Annotated in this window: 23 protein-coding genes; 16 read left to right on the plus strand and 7 right to left on the minus strand. The window is 74.6% G+C overall.

The features are described 5' to 3' along the window. The first annotated feature begins 43 nt into the window (after window positions 1-43). The 6 genes from FXF65_RS18985 (at window position 44) to FXF65_RS19010 (ending at window position 7070) form a co-directional block, all read left to right on the plus strand. Complete coding sequence (locus FXF65_RS18985) at window positions 44-952, plus strand: TIM barrel protein (protein ID WP_148351299.1); 909 nt, start codon at window positions 44-46, stop codon at window positions 950-952. Continuing rightward, on the plus strand, window positions 949-1932 hold the full coding sequence (iolC, locus tag FXF65_RS18990) for a 5-dehydro-2-deoxygluconokinase (protein WP_246198930.1): 984 nt from the start codon (window positions 949-951) through the stop codon (window positions 1930-1932). Before FXF65_RS18985 ends, iolC begins: the two co-directional genes overlap by 4 nt. Further along, the gene (locus FXF65_RS18995; RefSeq protein WP_342787406.1) at window positions 1929-2846 is read left to right on the plus strand and encodes a Cgl0159 family (beta/alpha)8-fold protein; all 918 of its coding nucleotides are present in this window, start codon (window positions 1929-1931) and stop codon (window positions 2844-2846) included. The genes iolC and FXF65_RS18995 overlap by 4 nt, the downstream gene beginning before the upstream one ends. Beyond that, window positions 2843-3706, plus strand: a complete 864-nt coding sequence (gene iolB, locus FXF65_RS19000; protein ID WP_148351300.1) for a 5-deoxy-glucuronate isomerase — start codon at window positions 2843-2845, stop codon at window positions 3704-3706. Before FXF65_RS18995 ends, iolB begins: the two co-directional genes overlap by 4 nt. Then, window positions 3703-5553, plus strand: coding sequence for a 3D-(3,5/4)-trihydroxycyclohexane-1,2-dione acylhydrolase (decyclizing) (gene iolD, locus FXF65_RS19005; RefSeq protein ID WP_148351301.1), 1851 nt, complete (start codon window positions 3703-3705; stop codon window positions 5551-5553). Before iolB ends, iolD begins: the two co-directional genes overlap by 4 nt. A gap of 173 nt (window positions 5554-5726) precedes the next feature. After that, window positions 5727-7070, plus strand: a complete 1344-nt coding sequence (locus tag FXF65_RS19010; protein WP_148351302.1) for an alkaline phosphatase PhoX — start codon at window positions 5727-5729, stop codon at window positions 7068-7070. A gap of 4 nt (window positions 7071-7074) precedes the next feature. Here FXF65_RS19010 and FXF65_RS19015 read toward each other — a convergent pair whose 3' ends face one another. Next, window positions 7075-7392, minus strand: a complete 318-nt coding sequence (locus tag FXF65_RS19015; RefSeq protein WP_148351303.1) for a hypothetical protein — start codon at window positions 7390-7392, stop codon at window positions 7075-7077. A gap of 72 nt (window positions 7393-7464) precedes the next feature. On the opposite strand from FXF65_RS19015, the gene FXF65_RS19020 reads away from it, so the two are divergent. The 3 genes from FXF65_RS19020 to FXF65_RS19030 are packed head-to-tail and all read left to right on the plus strand — an operon-like array spanning window position 7465 to window position 8994. Continuing rightward, window positions 7465-7950: a hypothetical protein gene (locus FXF65_RS19020; protein ID WP_148351304.1), complete on the plus strand. Its 486-nt coding sequence runs from the start codon at window positions 7465-7467 to the stop codon at window positions 7948-7950. Then, window positions 7947-8405: an SRPBCC family protein gene (locus FXF65_RS19025; RefSeq protein ID WP_148351305.1), complete on the plus strand. Its 459-nt coding sequence runs from the start codon at window positions 7947-7949 to the stop codon at window positions 8403-8405. The genes FXF65_RS19020 and FXF65_RS19025 overlap by 4 nt, the downstream gene beginning before the upstream one ends. Window positions 8406-8415: 10 nt before the next feature. Then, window positions 8416-8994, plus strand: a complete 579-nt coding sequence (locus FXF65_RS19030; RefSeq protein ID WP_148351306.1) for a DNA-3-methyladenine glycosylase I — start codon at window positions 8416-8418, stop codon at window positions 8992-8994. A gap of 68 nt (window positions 8995-9062) precedes the next feature. Here FXF65_RS19030 and FXF65_RS19035 read toward each other — a convergent pair whose 3' ends face one another. From FXF65_RS19035 to FXF65_RS19045, 3 genes are all read right to left on the minus strand, one after another. Next, entirely contained in the window at window positions 9063-11648 is a 2586-nt protein-coding gene (locus FXF65_RS19035) for an FtsX-like permease family protein (RefSeq protein ID WP_148351307.1), read from the minus strand. Between the two features lie 5 nt (window positions 11649-11653). Next, a complete protein-coding gene (locus tag FXF65_RS19040; protein ID WP_148351308.1) occupies window positions 11654-12418 on the minus strand; it encodes an ABC transporter ATP-binding protein in 765 nt (254 codons plus the stop codon). A 90-nt stretch (window positions 12419-12508) separates the two neighbouring features. Then, a complete protein-coding gene (locus FXF65_RS19045) occupies window positions 12509-13294 on the minus strand; it encodes an enoyl-CoA hydratase-related protein (protein WP_148351309.1) in 786 nt (261 codons plus the stop codon). Between the two features lie 305 nt (window positions 13295-13599). Here FXF65_RS19045 and FXF65_RS19050 point away from each other — a divergent pair, with 305 nt between their 5' ends. Together FXF65_RS19050 and FXF65_RS19055 are read left to right on the plus strand one after the other, a co-directional pair. Beyond that, entirely contained in the window at window positions 13600-13767 is a 168-nt protein-coding gene (locus FXF65_RS19050) for a DUF3117 domain-containing protein (protein ID WP_148351310.1), read from the plus strand. Window positions 13768-13951: 184 nt separating this feature from the next. Further along, window positions 13952-15412, plus strand: a complete 1461-nt coding sequence (locus tag FXF65_RS19055) for a leucyl aminopeptidase (RefSeq protein ID WP_148351311.1) — start codon at window positions 13952-13954, stop codon at window positions 15410-15412. Between the two features lie 9 nt (window positions 15413-15421). Here the strand turns inward: FXF65_RS19055 and FXF65_RS19060 are convergent, their stop codons facing one another. After that, window positions 15422-16006: a hypothetical protein gene (locus FXF65_RS19060; protein ID WP_246198931.1), complete on the minus strand. Its 585-nt coding sequence runs from the start codon at window positions 16004-16006 to the stop codon at window positions 15422-15424. Window positions 16007-16047: 41 nt separating this feature from the next. Beyond that, a complete protein-coding gene (locus FXF65_RS19065; RefSeq protein WP_246198932.1) occupies window positions 16048-16650 on the minus strand; it encodes an O-methyltransferase in 603 nt (200 codons plus the stop codon). Window positions 16651-16902: 252 nt separating this feature from the next. On the opposite strand from FXF65_RS19065, the gene sigE reads away from it, so the two are divergent. The 5 genes from sigE (at window position 16903) to FXF65_RS19090 (ending at window position 22311) form a co-directional block, all read left to right on the plus strand. Further along, a complete protein-coding gene (sigE, locus tag FXF65_RS19070) occupies window positions 16903-17661 on the plus strand; it encodes an RNA polymerase sigma factor SigE (protein ID WP_378232116.1) in 759 nt (252 codons plus the stop codon). A 222-nt stretch (window positions 17662-17883) separates the two neighbouring features. Then, window positions 17884-18489, plus strand: a complete 606-nt coding sequence (locus tag FXF65_RS43820; RefSeq protein WP_222868638.1) for an anti-sigma factor family protein — start codon at window positions 17884-17886, stop codon at window positions 18487-18489. Continuing rightward, complete coding sequence (locus FXF65_RS19080; protein ID WP_148351314.1) at window positions 18486-19643, plus strand: sigma-E factor regulatory protein RseB domain-containing protein; 1158 nt, start codon at window positions 18486-18488, stop codon at window positions 19641-19643. The genes FXF65_RS43820 and FXF65_RS19080 overlap by 4 nt, the downstream gene beginning before the upstream one ends. Window positions 19644-19768: 125 nt before the next feature. Further along, a complete protein-coding gene (locus FXF65_RS19085; protein WP_148351315.1) occupies window positions 19769-21676 on the plus strand; it encodes a trypsin-like peptidase domain-containing protein in 1908 nt (635 codons plus the stop codon). 275 nt (window positions 21677-21951) lie between these two features. Continuing rightward, the gene (locus FXF65_RS19090) at window positions 21952-22311 is read left to right on the plus strand and encodes a sec-independent translocase (protein ID WP_148351316.1); all 360 of its coding nucleotides are present in this window, start codon (window positions 21952-21954) and stop codon (window positions 22309-22311) included. Window positions 22312-22479: 168 nt separating this feature from the next. On the opposite strand, the gene FXF65_RS19095 is transcribed toward FXF65_RS19090, so the two are convergent. Beyond that, complete coding sequence (locus FXF65_RS19095; RefSeq protein ID WP_148351317.1) at window positions 22480-23619, minus strand: Mrp/NBP35 family ATP-binding protein; 1140 nt, start codon at window positions 23617-23619, stop codon at window positions 22480-22482. Window positions 23620-23682 lie beyond the last annotated feature (63 nt).

Genomic DNA, 23682 nt, shown 5'->3' on the forward strand with positions numbered 1-23682 from the left:
TTACCTCCTAATGTCATGACAAAGCCGCCTGGGGAGTGAGCAGATGATCAGAGATCGCGTCGCGGCCGCCCCGATCTCGTGGGGAGTGTGCGAGGTGCCCGGCTGGGGGCACCAGATGGAGCCGGGACGGGTGCTCGCGGAGATGCGCGACCTCGGCCTCGCCGCCGCCGAGTTCGGCCCCGACGGCTTCCTCCCGGCGGACGCCGCCGAGCGCGCCGCGCTGCTGGCCGCGCACGGGCTCCGTCCGGTGGGCGGCTTCGCGCCGGTCGTGCTGCACGACCCGGAGCGCGACCCGCTGCCGGAGGTGCGGCGCGTCCTGTCCGGGTTCGGCGCGGAAGGCGTGGAAAGCGCGGGAGGTGTGGAACGTTCCAATCCGGGGTTGACGCTCGTGCTGGCGGCCGCCCACGGCCTGGACGGCTACGACGAGCGCCCCGCGCTCGACGCCGCCGGATGGACGGCCCTGCTCGCCAACCTCGACCGGATCGCCGCGCTCGCCGCCGACGCGGGCGTCCGCGCCGTCCTGCACCCGCACGTCGGGACGATGGTGGAGCGCGCGGACGAGGTCGAGCGCGTCCTCGACGGCTCCGGCGTCCCGCTGTGCCTGGACACCGGGCACCTCCTGATCGGCGGCGTCGACCCGGTGGCGCTCGCCGCCCGCGCCGCCGGCCGCGTCGCGCACGTCCACCTCAAGGACGTCGACGCCGCGCTCGCCGACGAGGTGCAGCGCGGCGAGGTGCGCTACACCGACGCCGTCCGGACCGGGATCTACCGGCCGCTCGGCGCGGGCGACATCGACATCGCGGCGATCATCGGCTCGCTCGAAGGCGCCGGGTACGACGGCTGGTACGTCCTGGAGCAGGACACCGTCATCGACCACGAGCCCGCCCCCGGCGCGGGACCGGCGGGCGACGTGCGAGCCTGCGTCGACTACCTCGCCGGGATACCGGCATGAGCGACGGGAGCCGGATGAGCGCGGGAAGCACCGTGTTCGACGTCATCACGATGGGACGGGTCGGCGTCGACCTGTATCCGCTCCAGTCCGGGGTGGGGCTGGACGAGGTCGAGTCGTTCGGGAAGTTCCTCGGCGGCAGCGCGACCAACGTCGCGGTGGCCGCCGCCCGGTACGGCCGCCGCTCCGCCGTCGTCACCCGCACCGGCGCGGACCCGTTCGGACGTTTCGTCCGCCGCGCGCTCGGCGAGTTCGGGGTGGACGACCGGTTCGTCGCGGACGTCCCCGGCCTGCCGACGCCCGTCACGTTCTGCGAGCTGTTCCCGCCGGACGACTTCCCGCTGTACTTCTACCGCTTCCCGAAGGCCCCCGACCTGGAGATCCGGGCCGAGGAGCTGGACCGTCCGGCGATCGAGTCGGCCCGCGTGCTGTGGACGACGATGACCGGGCTGTGCGCCGAGCCGTCCAGGACGGCGACGCTCGCCGCCCTCGGCCTGCGCCGCGGCGCCGACATCACCGTCGTCGACCTCGACTACCGGCCCATGTTCTGGGAGTCGGCGGACGAGGCGCGGCGCTGGGCGGGCGAGGCGCTCGGGCACGCCACGGTCGCCGTCGGCAACCTCGCCGAATGCGAGGTCGCGGTCGGGGAGCGCGACCCGGAGCGGGCGGCGCGGGCGCTGCTCGACCGGGGCTTGCGGCTCGCCGTCGTCAAGCGCGGCCCGGAGGGCGTCCTCGCCGTCGCGGCGGACGGCGCGACGGCCGAGTCGCCGCCGGTGCCGGTCGAGGTCGTGAACGGGCTCGGCGCGGGCGACGCGTTCGGCGGGGCGCTGTGCCACGGGCTGCTGTCCGGCTGGGACCTGCCGCGGATCATGTCGTTCGCGAACACGGCCGGGGCGATCGTCGCGTCCCGCCTCTCCTGCGCGGACGCCATGCCGGACGAGGCCGAGGTCACCGCGCTGATGGGACGGGGGACCCCCGCGTGAACCCCGACACGAAGGCCCCCCACACGAAGACCCTCGCCAAGAACGCGGACCGGGTCGCCGGGCTCGCCGAGACCCGCGCGCTCCGTCCCGGCGCCATCGCCGAGGCGGCCGGACAACGCACGAAGCGCGCCGAGCTGCTCGGCTCGTCCGGGCGGCTCATGCTCGTCGCCGCCGACCATCCGGCCCGCGGCGCGCTCGCCGCCGGGTCCGACCCGCTGGCCATGGCCGACCGCGGCGAGCTGCTCGAACGGCTGTGCGTGGCGCTGGAGCGCCCCGGTGTGGACGGTGTGCTGGGCACGCCGGACGTGATCGAGGATCTGCTGCTGCTGGGCGTCCTGGACGGCAAGGTCGTGATCGGCTCGATGAACCGGGGCGGCCTGGCCGGGACGTCGTTCGAGATCGACGACCGCTTCACCGCCTACGACGCCGACGCGATCGCCGCGTCCCGCCTGGACGGCGGCAAGATGCTCCTCCGCGTCGACGACTCCGACCCCGCCACCGCGCGAACGCTGGAAGGCTGCGCGCGGGCCGTGACGGCGCTCGCGGGGTATGGGCTCATGGCCATGGTCGAACCGTTCATCTCGCGCCGCATCGACGGGCGCGTCCGCAACGACCTGTCGCCGGAGGCGATGATCCGGGCCGTGTCGGTCGCGTCCGGGCTCGGCGCGACGTCGGCGCGGACGTGGCTGAAGGTGCCGGTCGTCCAGGACATGGAGCGCGTGATGGCCGCGTCGACGCTTCCGGCGCTGCTGCTCGGCGGCGAGGTGTCCGCCGACCCGCGCGGGACCCTGGACGGCTGGCGCCGCGCGCTGCGGCTGCCGACCGTCCGCGGCCTGGTCGTCGGCCGCTCCCTTCTCTACCCCGCGGACGGCGACGTCGCCGCCGCCGTGGACGCCGCAGTGGAGGTGTTGTGAAGCATTATCTGCCCGCCGGGACGGCGGGCGACGACACGTACGACCTGATCGTGACGCCCGAATCGGCCGGATGGGGCTACTCGGCGCTGCGCGTCCTGACCCTGCCGGACGACGGCGGGGTCCACGAGTTCGACACGGGCGAGTTCGAGACGATCGTGCTGCCGCTGGCCGGGTCGGGGACGGTCGAGTGCGACGGCGAGCGGTTCGCGCTGGCGGGACGCGACAGCGTGTTCAGCCGGGTCACCGACTTCGCCTACGTGCCGCGCGACGCCCGCGTCCGGCTGCGCGGCCGGGGGCGGTTCGCGCTCGCCGGGGCCCGCTGCGAGACGCGCCTCCAGCCACGCCACGTCCCGGCCGAGGACGTCCCCGTCGAACTTCGCGGCGCGGGCGCGGCGAGCCGCCAGGTGAACAACTTCGGCACCCCGGACGGCTTCCCGTTCGCGGAGAAGCTGATCGCGTGCGAGGTCCTGACGCCCGGCGGGTGCTGGTCGTCGTTCCCGCCGCACAAGCACGACGAGGACCGTCCGGGCGAGTCGGTCCTGGAGGAGGTCTACTACTTCGAGGTCGCGGGCGACGCGGGCATGGCGTACCAGCGCGTCTACGGGACGGCGGAGCGCCCGATCGACGTGCTCGCCGAGGTGCGCGGCGGCGACGCCGTCCTGATCCCGCACGGCTGGCACGGCCCGTCGATGGCCGCGCCGGGGCACGACCTGTACTACCTGAACGTGATGGCCGGGCCGGGGACCGAGCGGGCGTGGCGGATCTGCGACGATCCCGCGCACGCCTGGATCCGCGGCACCTGGGACGGGCAGCCGGTCGACCCCCGGCTGCCCCTGACGTCGGCGGAGGGACGATCATGAGGTTGACGGTCGGGCAGGCCGTGGTGCGGTTCCTGGCGGCGCAGCACTCCGAACGGGACGGGGAGCGCCGCCGCTTCTTCGCGGGCTGCTTCGGGATCTTCGGGCACGGCAACGTCGCCGGGCTGGGCCAGGCGCTGCTGGAGCGCTCCGCCGACCTCCCGTACCTGATGGCGCGCAACGAGCAGGCGATGGTGCACGCCGCCGCCGGATACGCCCGCATGCACGACCGGCTGGAGACGTTCGCCTGCACGACGTCCATCGGCCCCGGCGCGACGAACATGGTCACCGGGGCGGCGCTGGCGACGATCAACCGGCTGCCCGTCCTGCTGCTGCCGGGCGACGTCTTCGCGACGCGCCGCGCCAACCCGGTGCTCCAGGAGCTGGAGGACGCCCGCTCCTACGACGTCTCGGTCAACGACTCCTTCAAGCCGGTGTCGAAGTACTGGGACCGCGTGAACCGTCCGGAGCAGCTGCCCGGCGCGCTCATGGCGGCCATGCGCGTGCTCACCGACCCGGCCGAGACCGGCGCGGTGACCCTGGCGCTGCCGCAGGACGTGCAGGCCGAGGCGTACGACTGGCCGGACGAGCTGTTCGAGCCCCGCGTGTGGCGGATCGCGCGTCCGGTCCCGGAACCGGCCGCGCTGGACGAGGCGGCCGCCGTCCTGCAGACGGCGCGGCGCCCGCTGATCGTGGCGGGCGGCGGGGTGATCTACTCGCGGGCGACCGACGAGCTGCGCGCCTTCGCCGAGCGCACCGGGATCCCGGTCGCGGAGACGCAGGCGGGCAAGGGCGCGCTGCCCTGGGACCACGACCGCGCGGTCGGCGCGGTCGGCGCGACGGGCTCCACGGCCGCGAACGCGCTGGCCCGCGACGCGGACGTCGTGATCGGCATCGGCACCCGGTACAGCGACTTCACGACCGCGTCCCACAGCCTGTTCGCCGACCCGGACGTGAAGTTCGTGAACGTGAACGTCGCCCGTCCGGACGCGGTGAAGCTCGGCGGCGTCTCCGTCGTCGCGGACGCCCGCGAGGGCATCCGGGCGCTCAACGCGGCCCTGAGCGGCTACGAGGTCCCGGTCGAGCACCGGGACAGGACCCGCGTCCTCGCGGCCGACTGGAACGCCGTCGTGGACGACGCCTACGCCCCCGGCCACGGCGTCCCGCCCGCCCAGGCGGAGATCATCGGGATCGTCAACGCCGAGTCGGGGCCCCGGGACGTGGTCGTCTGCGCCGCCGGGTCCATGCCCGGCGACCTGCACAAACTGTGGCGCGCCCGCGACCCCAAGGGCTACCACGTCGAGTACGGCTTCTCCTGCATGGGCTACGAGATCGCCGGTGGGCTCGGGGTGAAGATGGCCGCGCCCGACCGCGAGGTGTTCGTCCTGGTCGGCGACGGCTCGTACCTGATGATGGCGCAGGAGCTCGCCACCGCCGTCGCCGAGGGCGTGAAGCTCGTCGTCGTCCTGGTGCAGAACCACGGCTACGCCTCGATCGGGAACCTGTCGGAGTCGGTCGGCGCGCAGCGGTTCGGCACCCGCTACCGGGCCCGCACCGCCACCGGGCTGGACGGCGACGTCCTCCCGATCGACCTCGCCGCCAACGCCGCCAGCCTGGGCGCGGACGTCCTCCGCGCGGACGACGCCGAGAGCTTCCGCGAGGCGCTGCGGACGGCGATCGCCTCGTCCCGGACGACGGTCGTGCACGTGGAGACCGACCCGCTCGTCCCCGCGCCGGACAGCGAGGCGTGGTGGGACGTCCCCGTCGCCGAGGTCGCGGAGCTGGACGACACCCGCGCGGCCCGCGCCCGCTACGACGACGCCCGGAAGTCCCAGCGCCGCTACCTGTGAGCAGACCGCCGAGTGGACCGCGCGGGCCGTCCGAAAACGCTGGGATCGCGGTTCCATTTGTCCGTTGAATCAAGATTGTCCTGGGGGTTTGCCGCCCCGCCGGTGCTCGTTCACCGCCGGTTCAGGGGCGGCGACCAGGCTCCCGCGTGATGTCCTCACGTGAAGGAGTGCCCATGTCCGTGACCCGTCGCGGAGTCGTCAAGGGCGGCGCGGCCGGCGCGCTGTCCATCGCGCTCGCCGGAAGCCTGGACGGAATCTTCCAGACCTCCGCGGGCGCCGACACCGGAGAGGCGTACGGCTACGGCCCGCTGATCCCCGACCCGAAGGGCGTCCTGGACCTGCCCAAGGGCTTCTCGTACAAGACCCTGTCGGTGGAGGGCGACCCGATCTCCGACGGCGTGGTCGTCCCCGGGCACCACGACGGGACGGCGACGTTCCCCGTGCAGGGCGGTCACGGCCACGGGCACGGCGGCAAGCACGGGAGCTCGCTGCTCGTCCGCAACCACGAGCAGAGCAACAACGGCACCCGCGCCGTCGCGCCCGCCGCGCTGACCTACGACCCGGCCGCCAACGGCGGCACCACCACGCTGGAGGTCGACCGCGACGGCAACCTCGTCTCGCAGTACGTCAGCCTCGCCGGGACGGCCACCAACTGCGCCGGCGGCCGCACCCCCTGGGGGACGTGGCTGACCTGCGAGGAGACCGAGGGCTTCACCGGCCAGACCAAGAGCCACGGCTGGGTCTTCGAGGTCGACCCGTACGGGAAGAAGACGAAGCCGGTGCCGCTGACCGCGCTCGGCCGCTTCGCGCACGAGGCCGTCGCCGTGGACCCGCACACGCTCACCGCCTACCTCACCGAGGACGCGTCCAAGCCGTTCGGGCTGCTCTACCGGTTCACCCCGCGCGCCCACCGCGGCGCCCACCACGCCTACCAGGAGGGCGGGAAGCTGGAGGCGCTGAACGTCCAGGGCGTGCCCGACCTGTCGCTCGTCACCGAGCCCGGCACGCGGTTGCGCGCCCAGTGGCTGCCCGTCCCGGACCCGTCCGCGGCGGCGACGTCCACCCGCAAGCAGTTCGACACGGTCACGCGCAGCCAGAAGCTCGAAGGCGCCTGGTGGGGCCACGGCAAGGCGTACTTCGTGTGCAGCTACTCGAAGAAGTCCGACGGCGCGGCGGGCGACCACGCGGGCCAGGTCTGGACGTACGACCCGCGCCGCAACGAGATCGAGCTCCAGCTCATCTTCAAGCCGGGCGGCCGCTTCGACGGACCGGACAACATCACCGTCTCCCCGTACGGCGGCGGCGTGATCCTCGCCGAGGACGGCGACGGCGAGCAGTACCTCATCGGCACCACGCGGAAGAACAAGCCGTTCGCGATGGCCCGCAACGCCCTCAACGACAGCGAGTTCACCGGCGTCACGTTCTCGCCGGACGGCCGCATCCTGTTCGCCAACCGGCAGTCCGACCCGGGCGCCACGTTCGCGATCACCGGCCCCTGGCACCGCCTCCGGGGTTAGCGGGTCAGGCGAGCCCCCGGCGCGCGACGGCCGGGGGCCGCACGCCCTGGATGGACGCCACCATGTCCAGTACCTGGCGCACGCCGTCCGCCTGCGACTCCGGCACGCGGAACAGCGCCGCGCCCAGCCACGCGTAGACGGACACGGCGGCGAGCAGCCCCGGATCGGGCTCCCGCGCGTCCGTCTCCAGCGTGACGAGGACCTCCGCGCCGGTGGCGGCGAGCCGCTCCACCTCGCCCGCCGGGGGCGCCGTCCCCGCGTCCGCGACACCGTCCGGGACGGGCGCGTCCGACGCCACGACCTTCCGCTCTCGCAACCCCATGCCGCCAAGCGTGGCACGATCGGGGTCCGGGAATCGTCCTCGGGTAGGGGACACGGGGAGAAGGAGCTGATCGTGGTCGTGGTTCTCGTCCTGGCCGGCCTGGCCGTGCTGGGGGCGGTCGTCGCCCTCGCGATGGGCCGGGGCGGCGAGCTGGCCGGGACCCATCCCGACCATCCGCCGCTGCCGCTCGGCGCGGACGGCCGTCCCGTCACCGGGCCGGACGTCGTCCGGCTCCGCCTGCCCCGCACCGTCTGGGGCTACCAGCCGCAGGTGACGGACGAGGCGCTGCGGCGGCTCGCGTCCGCGCTGTCCGAGCGCGACGCCCGCGTGGCCTCGCTCGAACGGCGCCTGCACGACATGCGCCACCGCGCGGGCGGCGGCGCCGCCGAGCCGATCGGCGCCCTGCACGGCCTTGAGGACCCCGCTCCGCGCGGCCCCGCCGTCCCGAACGGCACGCAGCCCGCGCCGCACGACGAGACGCGGGACGAGACGCGCGACGAGACCTGGAACGAGACGTCCGGCGAGCAGGTCGGCGGGCCGGGGGAGGAGCGGTCTTGAGCACGGTCGCCGTCCACGCGGAGGCCGTCGCGGCGGCCCCGGCCGACCGTCTCTTCGCCGTCCTGACCGACTGGCCCCGGCACGCCGACTGGATGCCCTTCACCCGCGCCGAGGGCGGCGACCAGGTCGGGGACGAGCTGCGGGCGTTCACTGGCGTGGGCCCGGTCGGCTTCCTCGACACCATGGTGATCACCGACTGGCGGCCCGGCCGCCGGGTCGCGGTGAAGCACACCGGGCGCGTCGTGCGCGGCGAGGCGTGGTTCAAGGTCGTCCCCGAGGGGGCGGGCAGCCGCATCGTGTGGGCCGAGCGCGTCGATCTGCCGCTCGGGCCGCTCGGCCGCGCCGGATGGCTGGCGGCCGGTCCCGTCGTGCGGGCGTTCATGCGGCTCGGGCTCCGCCGCCTCGCCGCCCTGGCGGAGGAGCCGGACGCCCGTCCTGTCGGAGGCGTGGGGTAGAACGGGACGGATGAGCACCGCGATCCAGGGCGACGACGGGCTGGCCCGCTGCCCGTGGGGCCTGTCCGCCCCCGACTACGTCGCCTACCACGATGACGAGTGGGGCCGTCCCGTCCGCGACGACGCGGGCCTCTACGAGAAGCTGTGCCTGGAGGCGTTCCAGTCGGGGCTGTCCTGGCTGACGATCCTGCGCAAGCGGGAGGCGTTCCGCGCCGCCTTCCACGGGTTCGACCCGGAGAAGGTCGCCTCGTTCGGGCCCGGCGACGTCGAGCGGCTGATGGACGACGCGGGCATCGTCCGCAACCGCGCCAAGATCGACGCCACGATCGCGAACGCCCGCGCCGCCCTCGACCTGCCCGGCGGCCTCGCCGAGACCGCCTGGCGGTACGCCGACCCGGCCTCGCCCGCCTACACCGACATGGACGACGTGCCCGCCCACACCGAGGCGTCCAAGGCCCTGGCCAAGGAGCTGAAGAAGAACGGGTTCCGCTTCGTCGGCCCCACCACCGCCTACGCCCTCATGCAGGCGTGCGGCCTCGTCGACGACCACCTGACCGGCTGCCACCGCCACGGCGCCTACCGCCCCTGACCCCGCGCGGCCCGTGCTTGCGTGCCCGGCCCGGGTCTCGCCCGGGCCGGTCGCTCGGCCGACGCAGGTCACTCGGCCTTGGCCGCTTCCAGGACGGGGATCCCGGCGGCGCGCCGCGCGGGCAGCGCGGACGTCGCCAGCGTGACCGCCGCCGCGCCCGCCGTGACCAGCGCGACCAGCCACCACGGCGGGGCGACCGAGAAGAACGAGCTGCCCGTCGCGAGCTGCATCAGCAGGACGGTCCCGAGCGCCGAGCCGAACCCGAGCAGGACGCCGAGCAGCACGACCGTCGCCGCCTCCCACCGGACGATCGACCGGATCTGCGTCATCGTCGCGCCGACCGCGCCGAGCAGGCCGAACTCGCGGGTCCGCTCGCCGACGCTCATCGACACGGTCGTCGCCATCCCGAACAGGGCGAGGACGAGCGCCATCCCGATGAAGCCGTAGATGACGCGGAGGCCCTTCGTCATCCCGCTCGCGGCCGTCTTCACGTAGCCGGCCCTGTCGAGCACCTCCACGCCGGGGACGCCCGCGACCGCGCGGGTCAGGCCCGCCTTCGTCCCGCCGCTCACGAGGACCGCCTGCGTGGCCGCGCCGGGGTCGAGGCCGTCCATGGTGGCGGACGACACCAGCGCCTGGTCGGCGAACAGGTGCGACGGGTCGTGGTAGGCCCCCGCCACGGTCAGCGCGACCTTCCCGCGCGTGCCGCGCACGACGATCCGCTGCCCCTTCCTGATCTTCTGCGCCTTCATGACGGACGAGGCGAGCCCGATTTCGCCGGGCCGCAGCGGGCGCAGGTTCCCGCCGAGGTCGAGCACGGACGGCAGCGCCGCCGGGTCGGCCCCCGTCACCATCAGGTAGTACGGCTCCGGCTCCTCGTCCGGCAGCGGCTTCGGCGGCGGGTCGACGAGCCTCGTCTCGGTGGCCGTGAGCGCCATCGCGTGCGACACGCCCGGCGCGGCCGCGGCCCTGTCCGCCATGTCGCGGGGCAGCGGCGCCGGTCCGGACGCCGTCATCCCGGTCGCGGCGATCGCGTGGTCGGCCCGCATGACCTGCGTCCCCGCCTCCTCGAACCGGTCGTTCACCGACAGGACCATGAGCGCGGTCGTGGAGACCAGGGCGACGCCCACCATCAGGGACGACGCCGCCGACGACACCCGGCGCGGGCTGCGGGTGATCGTGGCGCGGGCGAGCCGCCCGGCCTCGCCGCTGACCGCCGTGCCGATCCGCCCGACGAGGCCGCCGAGCGGGCCGACGAAGAACGGGGCGAGGACGGCGAGCGCCGCCACCACCGTCATGCACCCCATCAGCACCAGCATCGACGTGCCGACGGTGCGGTCCGGTCCCGGCGGCTCCTCGGACCGGATCGCGAAGATCGCCCCGAAGAACAGCCCGGAGCACGCGAACACCGACAGCGCGCCCAGCACCCGGGGCAGGCGGCGCCCGGCCGTGTCGGCGCTCGCGGCGCGCAGCGCCTGCATCGGCGAGATCCGCGCGGCGCGGCGGGCGGCCCGCCACGCGGCGAGCTGGGTGACGAGGACACCGGCGGCCGCGGGCGCGGCGAGCGCGATCCAGCCGAACTGGACGTCGGCCGCGCTGATGTCGAAGCCGTCCTGCGCGAACAGCTTCGTGAGCAGACCCGCCACCGGGTAGCCGGCGAGCACCCCGCCCGCGGACGCGACCAGGCCGAGCGCCAGCGCCTCCAGCCGGATCAGCCGCTTGATCTGCCGCGGCGTCGCGCCGATCGCGCTGAGCAGGGCGAGCCGCCGGGTCCGCTGCCGGACGAGCGTCCCGAACGTGTTCGCCACGACGAACAGCCCGACGAACACCGCCACCGACGACATCATCCCGATCACGCCGCCCAGCGACGCCCCCGCGGACGCCAGGTCGGCGGACTGGGCGTGCCGCACGCCGGCCGCGGTCCTTACGGTGACGTCCTTCCCGCGCAGGTCGCGGGCCAGGTCGGCGCGCAGTTTCGCGGGCGCGACGCCCGGCGCGGCCTTCACCCAGACGCCCTGCCACGTCCCGGCGGGCAGCCCGGCCGCCTGCCGGACGGTCTCCGGCGGCGCGAGCAGCAGGTCCCCGCTCGCGACCGCGCTGCGGCCCTCCACGGTGGCGACGCCGACGACCTTCCACGTCCGGCTCTGCTTCGGCAGCGTCACCTGGACGGGGTCGCCCACGTCGAGCTTCCCGGCGCGGGCGACGTGCCGCGTGACGACGACCTCGCCCTCCGCGGCGGGCGCGCGTCCCGACTCCAGGTGGTAGGCGTTGAGGCGGGTGTCGGACGTCCAGGGGCGCAGGGTCGTCCCGGCCCCGGCCGGAGGCGTGATCGCCTTCCCGCCCTTCCCGGCCGCGGTGACCGGGACCATGGCGTCCCCGGCCGTCCCGGCGACGCCCGGGCGCCCGGCGACGTCGGCCAGCCGGACCCGGCCGTCCGGGACGATGCCCGCGTCGCCCCCGTCGGACGTCCCGCCGAGGACGAGCACGTCCGACCGGGCGTACTCGCTGGCGTCGCTGCCCGACACCGCCTCCTGCGCCCGCAGCGTGAACTGCAGCGAGCCCGCCATCAGGCCGATCGAGAACAGCGCCGCCAGCAGCGTGGCGAGCAGCCGGACCCAGCCCTCGGCGAACGAGCGGCGCGCGATGAGCCACATGCCGCTCAGCCCTCCATCCGCCGCATGGCGGCGTGGACCTGGTCGATGGTCGGCGCGTGCAGCTCCCGGACGATCATCCCGTCGGCGAGGAACAGCACCCGGTCGGCGTGCGCGGCGGCGACCGGGTCGTGCGTCACCATGATCACCGTCTGCCGGTAGGCGTCCACCGCGCCGCGCAGGAACCCGAGCACCTCGGCGCCCGAGCGGGAGTCGAGGTTGCCGGTCGGCTCGTCCGCGAACAGCACCTCGGGGCGCGTCAGCAGGGCCCGCGCGACCGCGACCCGCTGCTGCTGCCCGCCGGACAGCTCGCTCGGCCGGTGCGACAGGCGTTCGCGCAGGCCGAGCGCGTCGATGATCTCGTTGAACCACTGCCGGTCGGCGCGGCGGTTGCCGAGCCGTCCGGTGAGGCGGATGTTCTCCTCCGCCGTCAGCATCGGCAGCAGGTTGAACGACTGGAACACGAACCCGAGCCGGTCGCGGCGCAGCTTCGTCAGCCGCGTCCTGGACAGCTTGGTGATGTCGACGTCGCCGATGAACACCGAGCCGGAGGACACGGTGTCCAACCCGGCCAAGCAGTGCAGGAACGTCGACTTGCCGGAGCCCGACGGCCCCATGATCGCGGTGAACCGGCCCCTCGGGAACGCCGCCGAGACGCCGCGCAGCGCGGTGACCGCGCCGTCGCCCGTCCCGTACGACTTGACCACGTCGCGGGCGGCGGCCACGAGGTCGTGGACGTGCCCGGCAGGGGGTGCGGCGGTCGTGTGTGTCATGCCGTCCAGCCAACCGCCCGGCACCCCTGCTCCACACTGGCGCACGCTCCCCACCCGCTGGTGGGGAAGGCCCCACCCGGCGGCGTGGGGCTAGCGGCCCTCGAAGACCGGCTTCGCCTTGTTCAGGAAGGCGTCGGTGGCGTTGTGGTGGTCGCCGGTCTTCTCGCACTCGTCCTGGAGCTCGGCCTCCCGCTCCAGCGCGGCCGCCAGATCGTGCGTCGCCGCGAAGTCGAGCGCCGCCTTGACCGCGCCGTAGGCGGCCGTCGGACCGGCCGCGAGCCGCCGCGCCAGCTCCACCGCCGCCGGGGCCAGCTCGTCCGCCGGGACGACCCGGTTCGCGAGCCCCAGCTCCAGCGCCTGCGGAGCCGTCAGCGGCTCGCCGAGCAGGAGCAGCTCGGCGGCCTTCGCGCGGCCGACGAGGCGCTGCAGCGTCCACGACATGCCCGAGTCCGGGGCGAGGCCGATCCCGGTGAACGCGGTCGCGAACCGCGCCTTGTCCGACGCCACGACCAGGTCGCAGGCCCACGCCAGCGACGCGCCCGCGCCCGCCGCCACCCCGTTCACGGCCGCCACCACCGGCTTCCGCATCCCGGCGAGCGCCAGCACGATCGGGTTGTAGTGCCTGCGGACGGTGTCGTCCAGCCCCTTCCCGGCGGCGAGGTTCGCGGCGTGCTCGCGCAGGTCCTGCCCGGCGCAGAAGGCCCGGCCCGCGCCGGTGAGGATCACCGCGCGGGCGGCCGGGTCGGCGGCGGCGCGCACCACGGTGGCGCGCAGCAGCTCCTTCATCTCGGCCGTCAGCGAGTTCATCCCGTCGGGCCGGTTCAGGGTGATCGTCCCCACGCCGTCGGTCACGTCGTACAGCACGGTCTCAGCCATCGGCGGCCACCTTCACGCGTCGTCCCGGATCCTCTGGAGATCTTCCCAGGCGGCCGCCGCCGAACCCGGCGGCGGGGGCCTGGAGAGGGGGCGCGGCGGTGTCCCGAAAGGCCCGTGGAAAGGCGCCGAAACACGTGTCCGCGGGCCCTGTGAACGCCCCGGACTTCTGATCTGGAGGCTGATCGTTACCACTTCGCGCCCGGAAGACGAGATAATGGACCACTACTGATGACGCGGATGCGACACGCGGCCACGCGGCCAACGGTGTGCGAGGCCGCGGCCCTACCCAGGAAGGGGATGTACGCATGGCGGCGATGAAGCCGCGGACGGGAGACGGTCCGCTTGAGGTGACCAAGGAGGGACGCGGAATCGTCATGCGGGTCCCCCTCGAAGGCGGCGGCCGCCTCGTGGTCGAGCTCTCCGCCGACGAGGCGAGGGAACTGGGCGAGGCCCTCAAGGACGTCGTGGGCTGAGACGTCGCGGGGGCGACGCCCTCCGCCGTTCCCGGTCTGGTCGGCGACGGTCCCGGCGGCTCCGCCGGGGCCCTTGCCGTCCCCGGGCCCGGCCCCGCCCGCTCGCCGCCCGTTCCGAGCTTCACCCGACCACCGAGTTTCACCGACCACGGAGCTTCACCGACCACGGGGGGAATCCGCCGCCATGCCCATCGAGACCCGCATCCACGGCGCCTCCGGCACCGTGTCGCAGACCGCGGCCGACCTCGGGGCCGAGGCGGTCGCGGTACCCGTCCGGCAGGGCCCGGTCGCGCCCGCCGCCGAGGTCGCGGAGTCGCTGCCCTTCACGCTGGACGAGCTGCTCGAACTGCACCGCGCCAAGGGCGAGCCCGGCGAGATCACCGCCACCCAGGTCCGCGTCGGCGACCGGGTGCGCGAGCTGCTGCTGTACGGGGTGGGCGCCGCCTCCCCGGCCGACCTGCGCAAGGCGGGCGCCGCGCTCGCCCGCCGGGGCCGCGGCCGGACGGCGCTGGTCGCCGGGGTCCCCGCGGGCGACCTCGCCGCCTTCGTCGAGGGCGCGCTGCTCGCGTCCTACGAGTTCAAGATCGGCGCGCCGCCCGCCCGGCGGGCGCTCGGCACGCTCGCCGTGCTGACCGAGGCCGGGCCGGAGTCCGACGCGCCCGCGATCGAGCTGGGCGCCGCCCGCGCCCGCGCCGCCGGGCTCGCCCGCGACCTCGCCAACACGCCGTCCCGCGAGAAGGACCCGTCCTGGCTCGCCGCGCAGGCCGAGCGGGTCGCCGCCGACGCGGGCCTCGCCGTCCGCGTGCGCGGCGAGAAGGAGCTGCTGGACGAGGGCTTCGGCGGCATCCTCGCGGTCGGCGCCGGATCGGCCCGCCCGCCCCGGCTGATCGAGCTGTCCTACGTCCCGGACGGCACGCCCGAGCGGCACGTCGTGCTGGTCGGCAAGGGCATCACGTTCGACAGCGGCGGCCTGTCGCTCAAGCCGAACGACAACATGAAGACGATGAAGACCGACATGGCGGGCGGCGCGGCGGTCATCGCCGCGATGAGCGCGCTGCGCGGCCTCGGCGTCCGCGCCCGGGTGACGGGGCTGGTCGCCGCCGCGGAGAACATGCCGTCCGGGTCGGCGATGCGGCCGAGCGACGTGATCACGCACTACGGCGGGACGACCTCCGAGGTCCTGAACACCGACGCCGAGGGACGCCTCGTCCTCGCCGACGCGATCGCCTACGCCGCCGCCGAGCTGGCCCCGGACGCGATCGTCGACGTCGCGACGCTGACCGGCGCGGCCAAGGTCGCCCTCGGCCTCCGGCACGGCGCGCTGTTCGCCACCGACGACGACCTCGCCCGCGCGCTCACCGACGCGGGCGCGGCGGCGGGCGAGCCGGTGTGGCGGCTGCCGCTCGTCGCCGACTACCGGGCCGCGATCGACTCCGACGTCGCCGACATCAACAACATCGGACGCGGCGGCTACGGCGGCGGGGCGATCACGGCGGCGCTGTTCCTGCGCGAGTTCGCGGGCGGCGCCGCCTGGGCGCACCTCGACATCGCCGGGCCCGGCCGCGCCACGTCCGACGACGCCGAGATCAGCCGGGGCGCGACGGGCTTCGGGGCCCGGCTGCTGCTCCGCTGGCTGACCGCCTGAACCGGCCGCCTACTCGGTGCGGCGGTCGATCACCGGGACGCGGCGGAACCGCTTCGCCCGCTTGACGACCTGCGCGAGCGTCGCGTCCCAGCCCTCGTCGACCGCGAAGCACCACGGGACGGCGGCGGCCGTGGCCGGGACGTCCCGCATGGTCAGCGCCACGAGACGCGGCCGCTCCGACGTCCGCGCCAGCTCGGCCAGCTCCTCGGTGGGCAGGAAGACGAGGTAGTCCTGCTCGCCGCGGCGGGTGCCGCCGACGCCGCGCCGCAGCGCCGCGATCGCCGCCACCTCGGGCCAGGGAAGCGTGTGGCCGGACCTGCGGGGGAGCGGCCAGCGCGCCGGGCGGCGCACCCCGTCGACGGCGAGTTCCAGGACGGGACGCCGCGTCAGCATCCCCCCGGCGGACACGGCGAGCCCCGCCCCGAACATCGCGAGCCCGGCCACGCCGAGCACCGTGATCGTGACGCTGCCCACCCCGGCGCCCCGGACGATCCCGCCCGCGACCCCGCCCGCGACGAACGCCACCGACGCGAGGAACAGGATCAGGAACGCGACGAGCCGCCACGTCCCGCGCCAGGTCACCCGCTGCCGCACCGCGAAGACCTCGGCCGGCGCCGAGGCCGGGGAACGGGTGGTCAATCGCGCTTGACGGCGCACAGCAGGCCGTCGCCCACCGGGACCAGCAGCGGGACGAGCCGGTCGTCGTCCCGGATCATCCGGTGCACCTCGCGGATCGCCTCGACGTCCGGGTCGCGGTGGTCGAGGTCGGCGACCCAGCCGCCCCACAGCGCGTTGTCGAACGCGACGACGCCGCCCGGCCGCAGCAGCCGCAGCGCGTCCAGGAGGTACTCGGGGTACTCGCGCTTCTGCGCGTCGCAGAACACCATGTCGTAGGCGCCGTCGGTGAGCCGCGGCAGCACTTCGAGCGCCGGGCCGACGATCATCCGGGTGCGGAACGCGCCGAGCCCCGCCTCCCGGTACGCCTGCTTGGCGAGGCGCTGGTTCTCGGGGTCGATGTCGACGCTCGTGAGCACCGCGTCCTTCGGCATGCCGCGCATCAGCCAGACGCCGGACACGCCGCAGCCGGAGCCGACCTCCACGACCGTCCGGGCGCCGAGCAGGGTCGCGAGGAAGCGCAGCGCGGCGCCGCCCGCCGGGCCGATCGGGGACGCCCCGACCTCCTCGCCGCGGCGCCGCGCGGCGAGCAGCGGCTCGTCTTCCGGGAGGAACCCCTCCACAAAGGCCCGGGTGGCCTGATCGGCGTCGATGGCTGCCTCCTCAAGGGACCCCCGCCTGGCTCCTGCTGGAAAGACCATATCGTTGACGGGGAACCAACCGTGGGTCCAGCGCGTTGTAGCCGCTGAAGGGACCTGTCCGCCGGACGGGTCGAAGCCACGAGATCCGAGTCGGTCCAGCACCGCCCCAGCCCAGGCGAGACCGTGCCGTTCCAAGGCGAGACCTTGGCTACGAGAGAGGAACAGCCCGGCACCATGGGAGTCGCAGCACTCAGTTTCAGAAGCGCTGTGGGGGTCGGCCCCGGGCAGGGGATCGGTGGCGCCGCGCGCTCGCGCGAGAACGCGCCGGAAGCCGACTGGGCGCCGCCGTCCTGGGACGAGGTCGTCCGCGAGCACGGCGCCCGCGTGTACCGGCTCGCCTACCGGCTGACCGGCAACCAGCACGACGCGGAAGACCTCACGCAGGAGGTCTTCGTCCGCGTGTTCAGGTCCCTGTCGAACTACACGCCGGGGACGTTCGAGGGCTGGCTGCACCGGATCACCACGAACCTGTTCCTCGACATGGCGCGGCGCCGCCAGCGCATCCGCTTCGAGGGACTCGCCGACGACGCCGCCGAGCGCCTCCAGGGCCGCGAGCCGACCCCGGCGCAGGCGTTCGACGACAGCAACTTCGACGCCGACGTCCAGGCCGCGCTCGACGCGCTGGCCCCCGAGTACCGCGCGGCCGTCGTGCTGTGCGACATCGAGGGCCTGTCGTACGAGGAGATCTCGGCCACGCTCGGCGTCAAGCTCGGGACCGTGCGCAGCCGCATCCACCGCGGCCGGGCCCAGTTGCGGGCCGCCCTGGAGCACCGCGCGCCGACGCGTCGGCGCCCCGGGACGCGCAACGAGTTCCAGCCCGTGGACGCGGTGGAGGCCGTCGCCGACCTCGGCCCGGCCGAAGACGGCGAGACCTCGCATGTGGCGGGCCCGGCCCTGCCTCAGCCGGTCCGGCCACAGCCGGAGGGCGTGTAAAAAAGCTGTGCTTGCCGCGCGGGGCGGGACCGCGCGGGTGTGTTCGGACGGGAACCACGGAGGGCGGCATGACCGCAGCGAAGCGAGGATCATGGCGTCCGACCCTCGGGGGTCTGGGGGGCGTCCCCCAGAAAGGAAGGGCGGCATGACCGCAGCGAAGCGAGGATCATGGCGGCCCCCCCTCGGGGGTCTGGGGGGCGCCCCCCGGAAAGGAAGGGCCGCGTGAGTTGTCTGGGGGAGCGTCTGACCGCTCTGGTCGACGGTGAGCTGGGGCACGAGGAGCGCGACCGCGCGCTCGCCCATCTCGCGTGCTGCGACCGGTGCAGGGAAGAGGTCGCCTCGCTGCGCAGGCTCAAGGGCCGGCTGCGGGGCCTCTCGGAGACCCCGGCGACCGACGGCGCCGACGACGTGCCGTCTCCCGACTTCCTCCTCCGGCTGCAGTCGCTGCCCGCGTCCGGCGGCGTCCCGGCCGAGCCGGTGCCGCCGCCCGCGCCGTCCACGGCGCGGCACCCCGCCCGGCCCCTTCGATCATCGACCCGCCCGGCCCGGCCGCCGGCCGGCGGGCGGCCGCGCGACAACCGCCCCGGCGGGCACGCCGCCGCGCTGCGCGTCCATCCCCGGCGCCGCTACCTGGTCATGGGCGCCGCGACCCTGTTCATCGGGCTCGGCGCCGCGTCCTACGTGGCGGGCGGCGGGCAGGACGCCCCCGCCGTCACCCCCGCGTTCGACCGGTTCGCCGTCGAGCACGCGCTGACCTCCGGCGACGCGCCGATGACCGACCCGCTCACCGACCCGGTCAACCAGGTCCAGGTCTCCCCGGGGCCGTGAGCGCCCAGACCCTGACCCGGCCGGGACGGCGCACCACCGTCCTGGCCTGCGGGCTCGCCTGCGGGCTCGCGCTCGCCGGGGCCCTCGCGGGCGACCCGGCCGCGGTCCGCCGCGTGCGCAGCGACCCGGGTGCGGTCGGCCTGCTGCGCGCCGCCGCCGACGCGGCGCGGCGCGTCCCGTACGAGGGCCGCCGGTTCCTGACGACGTGGAGCCGCAACCGGTCGAGCACGTCCCTGGTCGCGGTGTCGCACACGCCCGGCGAGGGCGTCCGCTACCACCGCTCGGGGCCGAGCGGCTCCACCGGTTCGGCGAGTTCGACCGGGGAGGTGTTCCGGCCCGACCCGGCGGGCGGCGGCGACGCCGGGCTCACGTCCGCAACGCTCGCCCTGCTGACCCGCAACTACTCGGTGGTCCGCGCCGCCGACACGACGGTCTGCGGGCGGCGCGCCCGCGTCGTCGAGGCCCGCCGCGCGGACGGCACCGCCGCCGGGCGCTTCTGGCTCGACGCCCAGACCGGCCTCGTCCTGCACCGCGAGCTGATCGACGCGACCGGCCGCCCGGTGGTCGTCAGCGGCTTCACCGAGATCAGCTACACCGTCCAGGCGAAGGTCGCCGTGCCCTACGGCCTCGGCGGCACCCGCGGCGGGATCTCCCGCTTCCCCGGCACCGGCACCGACGGCTCCGCCGCGGCCCGTGGCGGCGGGCACGTCGCGGCCCTGTGGGGCGACCGGTTGGACCGCGCCGACCTCGCGGGGCTCCGCGAGCGCGGCTGGCCCGTCCCGAAGGACCTGCCCGGCCACCTCACCCTCTACGAGGCGCGCCGCGAGACGGGCGGCGACGGGCCCGTCCACCTCAGCTACTCCGACGGGCTCGCGTCGGTGTCGGTGTTCGTCCAGCGCGGACGCCTGGACGAGCGCGCCATGACCGGCTGGCGGCGCGGCGTCCGGAGCGGCCGGACGGTGTTCCGCCGCGAGGAGCTGCGGCGCTGGGCCGTCTCCGCGGGCAGGGGCTACGTCTACACCGTCCTCACCGACGCCCCGCAGAGCACCGCCGTGGCCGTCGCGGCGAGCATGCCGGGCGGCTCCACCCCGTTCTGGACGCGGGTGTCGCGGGGCGCGCACCGCCTCGCGAGCTCGGTGAACCCGTTCGACTGATTCCGCGTCGAAACGAAAGATCACGCGGGCCGGGACCGCTGCCCTAAGGTCTTATGCTCGCCACATGCCATTCGGGGCACGATGAGCACGGATGACGAGAACCATGCTCGGTAGGAGAGATGGGGATGACGGAAGACAACCGCGGGCCAGTCGGGGCGCCGTCGGGGGACGACGAGCTCGCCCCCGGCCGGGAGCCTGAACGGCAGGAGGCGGCGGCTCCTCCCGAGACGGTGACCGACCAGGAGCTCCCCCTGGACCAGCCGGTGGACGACCCCGAGCCCGGCCAGGCGCCCGGCGCGGAGGCGGCCTCCGAGCACGGTTCCGAACCGGCCTCCGCGGCCGCCGACGACGACCCGGAGCCCGGCCGCGACCGCGCGGCCGAGAACGGCTCCGACCGGCTCGTCGCGGGCGGGTTCGCCCCGCCGGACCCGGGCCCGTCCGGCCCGCCGGACACCAGCGAGGACGTCCTGTCCAACGGCTCCACCGCCTCGACCGGCTCCCGGGGACCGCAGGGTTCCCCCGGCTCCCCGTCCGACCTCGGACCGCAGGAGGTGCCGGTGCAGGACGCCCCGCCGCACGACATGCCGCAGCCCCCGCCGCCCGTCCCGCTCGACAAGCCCGTCGCCGACGCGCCCGGCGAGCGCGGGCGGCCCGGGTTCGTCCCCTACGACCAGGACCCGCGGGCCGCGCAGCACGGCCAGCCCTACGGCGGCTGGCCGCAGCAGTCCCACCACGCGCCGCCCCCGTCCGGGGGAGGGCCCGGCGGCCCGCCGATGGGCCCGCCGCCCGCTCCGATGGGCCCGCCGCCCGGACCCGGTGGTCCCGGAGGGCCGCCGCCGGGCGGTCCCGGGCCGCGTCCGATGGCCGGGTACGGGATGCCGCCCGGCGGTCCGAACTGGGCGCCGGTGCCCGCGCCTCCGTCCGCGTCGCGCGGGGGGCCGGGGCTCGGCCTGTTCGCCGTCGTCGCGCTGATCATCGCGCTGGTGGCGGGCGCGGTCGGCGCCGGGGTCGGCGTGATCGCGACCGGCGACGACGGCGGCGGCTCGGTCAGCCTCGGCGGCAGCGACAGCAACGACACGAAGGTGCAGGCCCGTCCGCCGGACTCGGTCGCCGGGGTGGCGCAGCGGGTGCTGCCGAGCGTCGTGATGATCCGCGTGCAGTCCTCGCAGGGCGAGGTCGGCGGGACGGGCTTCATCGTCAACGGCGGCTACGTCGTGACCAACAACCACGTCGTCGCGGGCGCCAACGGCGGGCAGATCCAGATGGTCTTCAACGACAAGAAGACGCTGCCCGCGACGGTCAAGGGCGCCGACCCGAGCTCGGACGTCGCCGTCCTCAAGCCCGAGGGCCAGCACTCGCTGCCCGCGCTCGCCGTCGGCGACTCCAGCCGGATCGCCGTCGGCGACCCGGTGATCGCGATCGGCTCGCCGCTCGGCCTCCAGGGCTCGGTCACGACCGGCATCGTCAGCTCGCTGAACCGCGCCGTGCCGACGCAGGGCGAGGGCGGCGGCGACGCCTCCTACCTGAACGCCATCCAGACCGACGCGGCGATCAACCCCGGCAACTCGGGCGGCCCGCTGGTGGACGCCAAGGGCCGCGTGATCGGGATCAACACCGCGATCGCGACGCTCGGCGGCCAGAGCCTCGGCGGCGAGCAGCAGAGCGGCAGCATCGGCCTCGGCTTCGCGATCCCGATCAACCAGGGCAAGCGCATCGCCGAAGAGATCATCCGGAACGGCAGCGTGAAGCAGGCCAAGCTCGGCGTGCTCCCCGACCCTCGGTACCAGGACGGCGGCGCCCGCATCATGCCGCAGCCGGTCAACAACCAGGACCCGGTCACCAAGGGCGGCCCGGCGGACAAGGCGGGCCTCAAGCCCGGCGACGTGATCACGGCCATCGACGACCGTCCGATCGAGGACGCGACCGACCTGATCGCGCAGATCCGCAGCCGCGCCCCCGGTGACAAGATCAAGGTGACGTACCAGCGAGGCGGCAAGGAGAACACCGTCGAGGTGACCCTCAGCGCCGACTGACCTGCCCATCTGGGTGGCGACCCCCAGACCCCCGAGGGGGAGATAGGTGATCCTCGCTTCGCTCCGGTCACCTACTCCCCATCTGGGTGGCGACCCCCAGACCCCCGAGGGGGAGTAGGTGATCCTCGCTTCGCTCCGGTCACCTACTCCTGGGGTGATTCGCCCCCGGAAATGGCGTGGACGTTGTTCAGATCCGGTTCATCCGGGCGCGGGATACGCTGTGGGGACCGGTGCGGCTGCGCGACCGGTCCCCTTCGGCGGTGTGTGGAGGACGCGTGTTCGACGTCGGACTCGGTGAGATGGCGGTGCTGGTCGTCCTCGCCCTGCTCATCTTCGGAGACAAGCTGCCTCAGGTCGCCGGGCAGGCGGGCCGGATGCTGCGGCAGTTCCGGGAGATGGCGAACAGCGCCAAGGCCGACCTGCAGGAAGGTCTCGGCCCGGAGTTCAAGGACTTCGACATCACCGAGCTGCATCCGAAGACGTTCGTCCGGAAGCACCTGTTCGAGGACGAGAACGACTTCGTGAACGGTAAGGACGGCGGCCTCTTCGCCAACGAGCCCTCCTACGCGGCGGCGGCGAACGGCTCGGAGCTGGACTTCGGCGAACTGCCGCCATTCGACAACGAGGCCACCTGAGCCGACCGTCAGAAGGCCAAAGCGAAGCCCCGCCGGGCGGACCCGGCGGGGCTTTCGCATTGTCGGCCTTCGCTTTGCGTGCCTTCTCTTTTGACCTTCCCTGCCCGATTCCCCGCCGATTCCCGCCCTGATTCCCGGGGCCTGATTCCGCGGGCCCGGTTCTTCGGGTCAGCGCTTCTTCGGGGCGATGCCGAGCGACATGCCGGCGAGGCCGCGGGAGCGTCCCGCGAGCTTGTCGGCGATGGTGCGCAGCTCCTTGGCCGCGCCCGCGTCCGGGTCGGACAGGACCAGCGGGACGCCCTCGTCGCCGCCCTCCCGCAGCCGCGGGTCGATCTCGACCTGGCCGAGCATCGGGACGCGGGTGCCGAGCGTCTTCGTCAGCGCGTCCGCGACCGTCTGGCCGCCGCCCTCGCCGAAGATGTTCTGCCGCTCCCCGCAGTGCGCGCAGGTCAGGTAGGCCATGTTCTCGATCACGCCGACGACCTGCTGGTGGGTCTGCGCGGCGATCGCGCCCGCCCGCTCGGCGACCTCGGCGGCCGCCGCCTGCGGAGTGGTGACGACGAGGATCTCCGCGGACGGCAGCAGCTGCGCGACGGAGATCGCGATGTCGCCGGTGCCGGGCGGCAGGTCCATCAGCAGGATGTCGAGGTCGCCCCAGTAGACGTCCGCGAGGAACTGCTGGAGCGCCCGGTGCAGCATCGGCCCGCGCCACACGACCGGCTGGTTCCCGGCGGTGAACATGCCGACGGAGATGACCTTCACGTCGTGCGCGGACGGCGGCATGATCATGTCCTGGACCTTGGTGGGCGGCGCGTCCACCCCCAGCATCCGGGGCACCGAGTGGCCGTAGATGTCGGCGTCGACGACGCCGACCTTGCGGCCCTGCGCGGCGAGCGCGGCGGCCAGGTTCACGGTGACCGACGACTTGCCGACGCCGCCCTTGCCGCTCGCCACCGCGTACACCTTGGTCAGCGAGTTCGGCTTCGCGAACGGGATCTCCTTGGCGGGCTCGCCGCCGCGGAGCTTGGTCTGCAGGTCCTTGCGCTGCTCCTCGCTCATCACGTCGAGGTCGACCCGCACGGACGTGACGCCCGCGAGCTTCGACACGGCCTCGGTGACGTTCTTCGTGATCGTGTCCTTCATCGGACACCCCGCCACGGTCAGGAAGACGCCCACGGCGACGGCGCCGTCCGCGGCGATGTCGACGTCCTTGACCATGTCGAGCTCGGTGATCGGCTTGCGGATCTCAGGATCGAGCACCGTGGCGAGCGCCGCGGTCACCTGCTCGGTCGTCAACTGGGAGGCCATGCACCCATGGTATGAACCCGGACGGCCTCCCTGTTAATCAGGGGGTCCGGCGTACGATCGACC

It is taken from the genome of Actinomadura syzygii (assembly GCF_008085905.1).
Classification (GTDB): domain Bacteria; phylum Actinomycetota; class Actinomycetes; order Streptosporangiales; family Streptosporangiaceae; genus Spirillospora; species Spirillospora syzygii.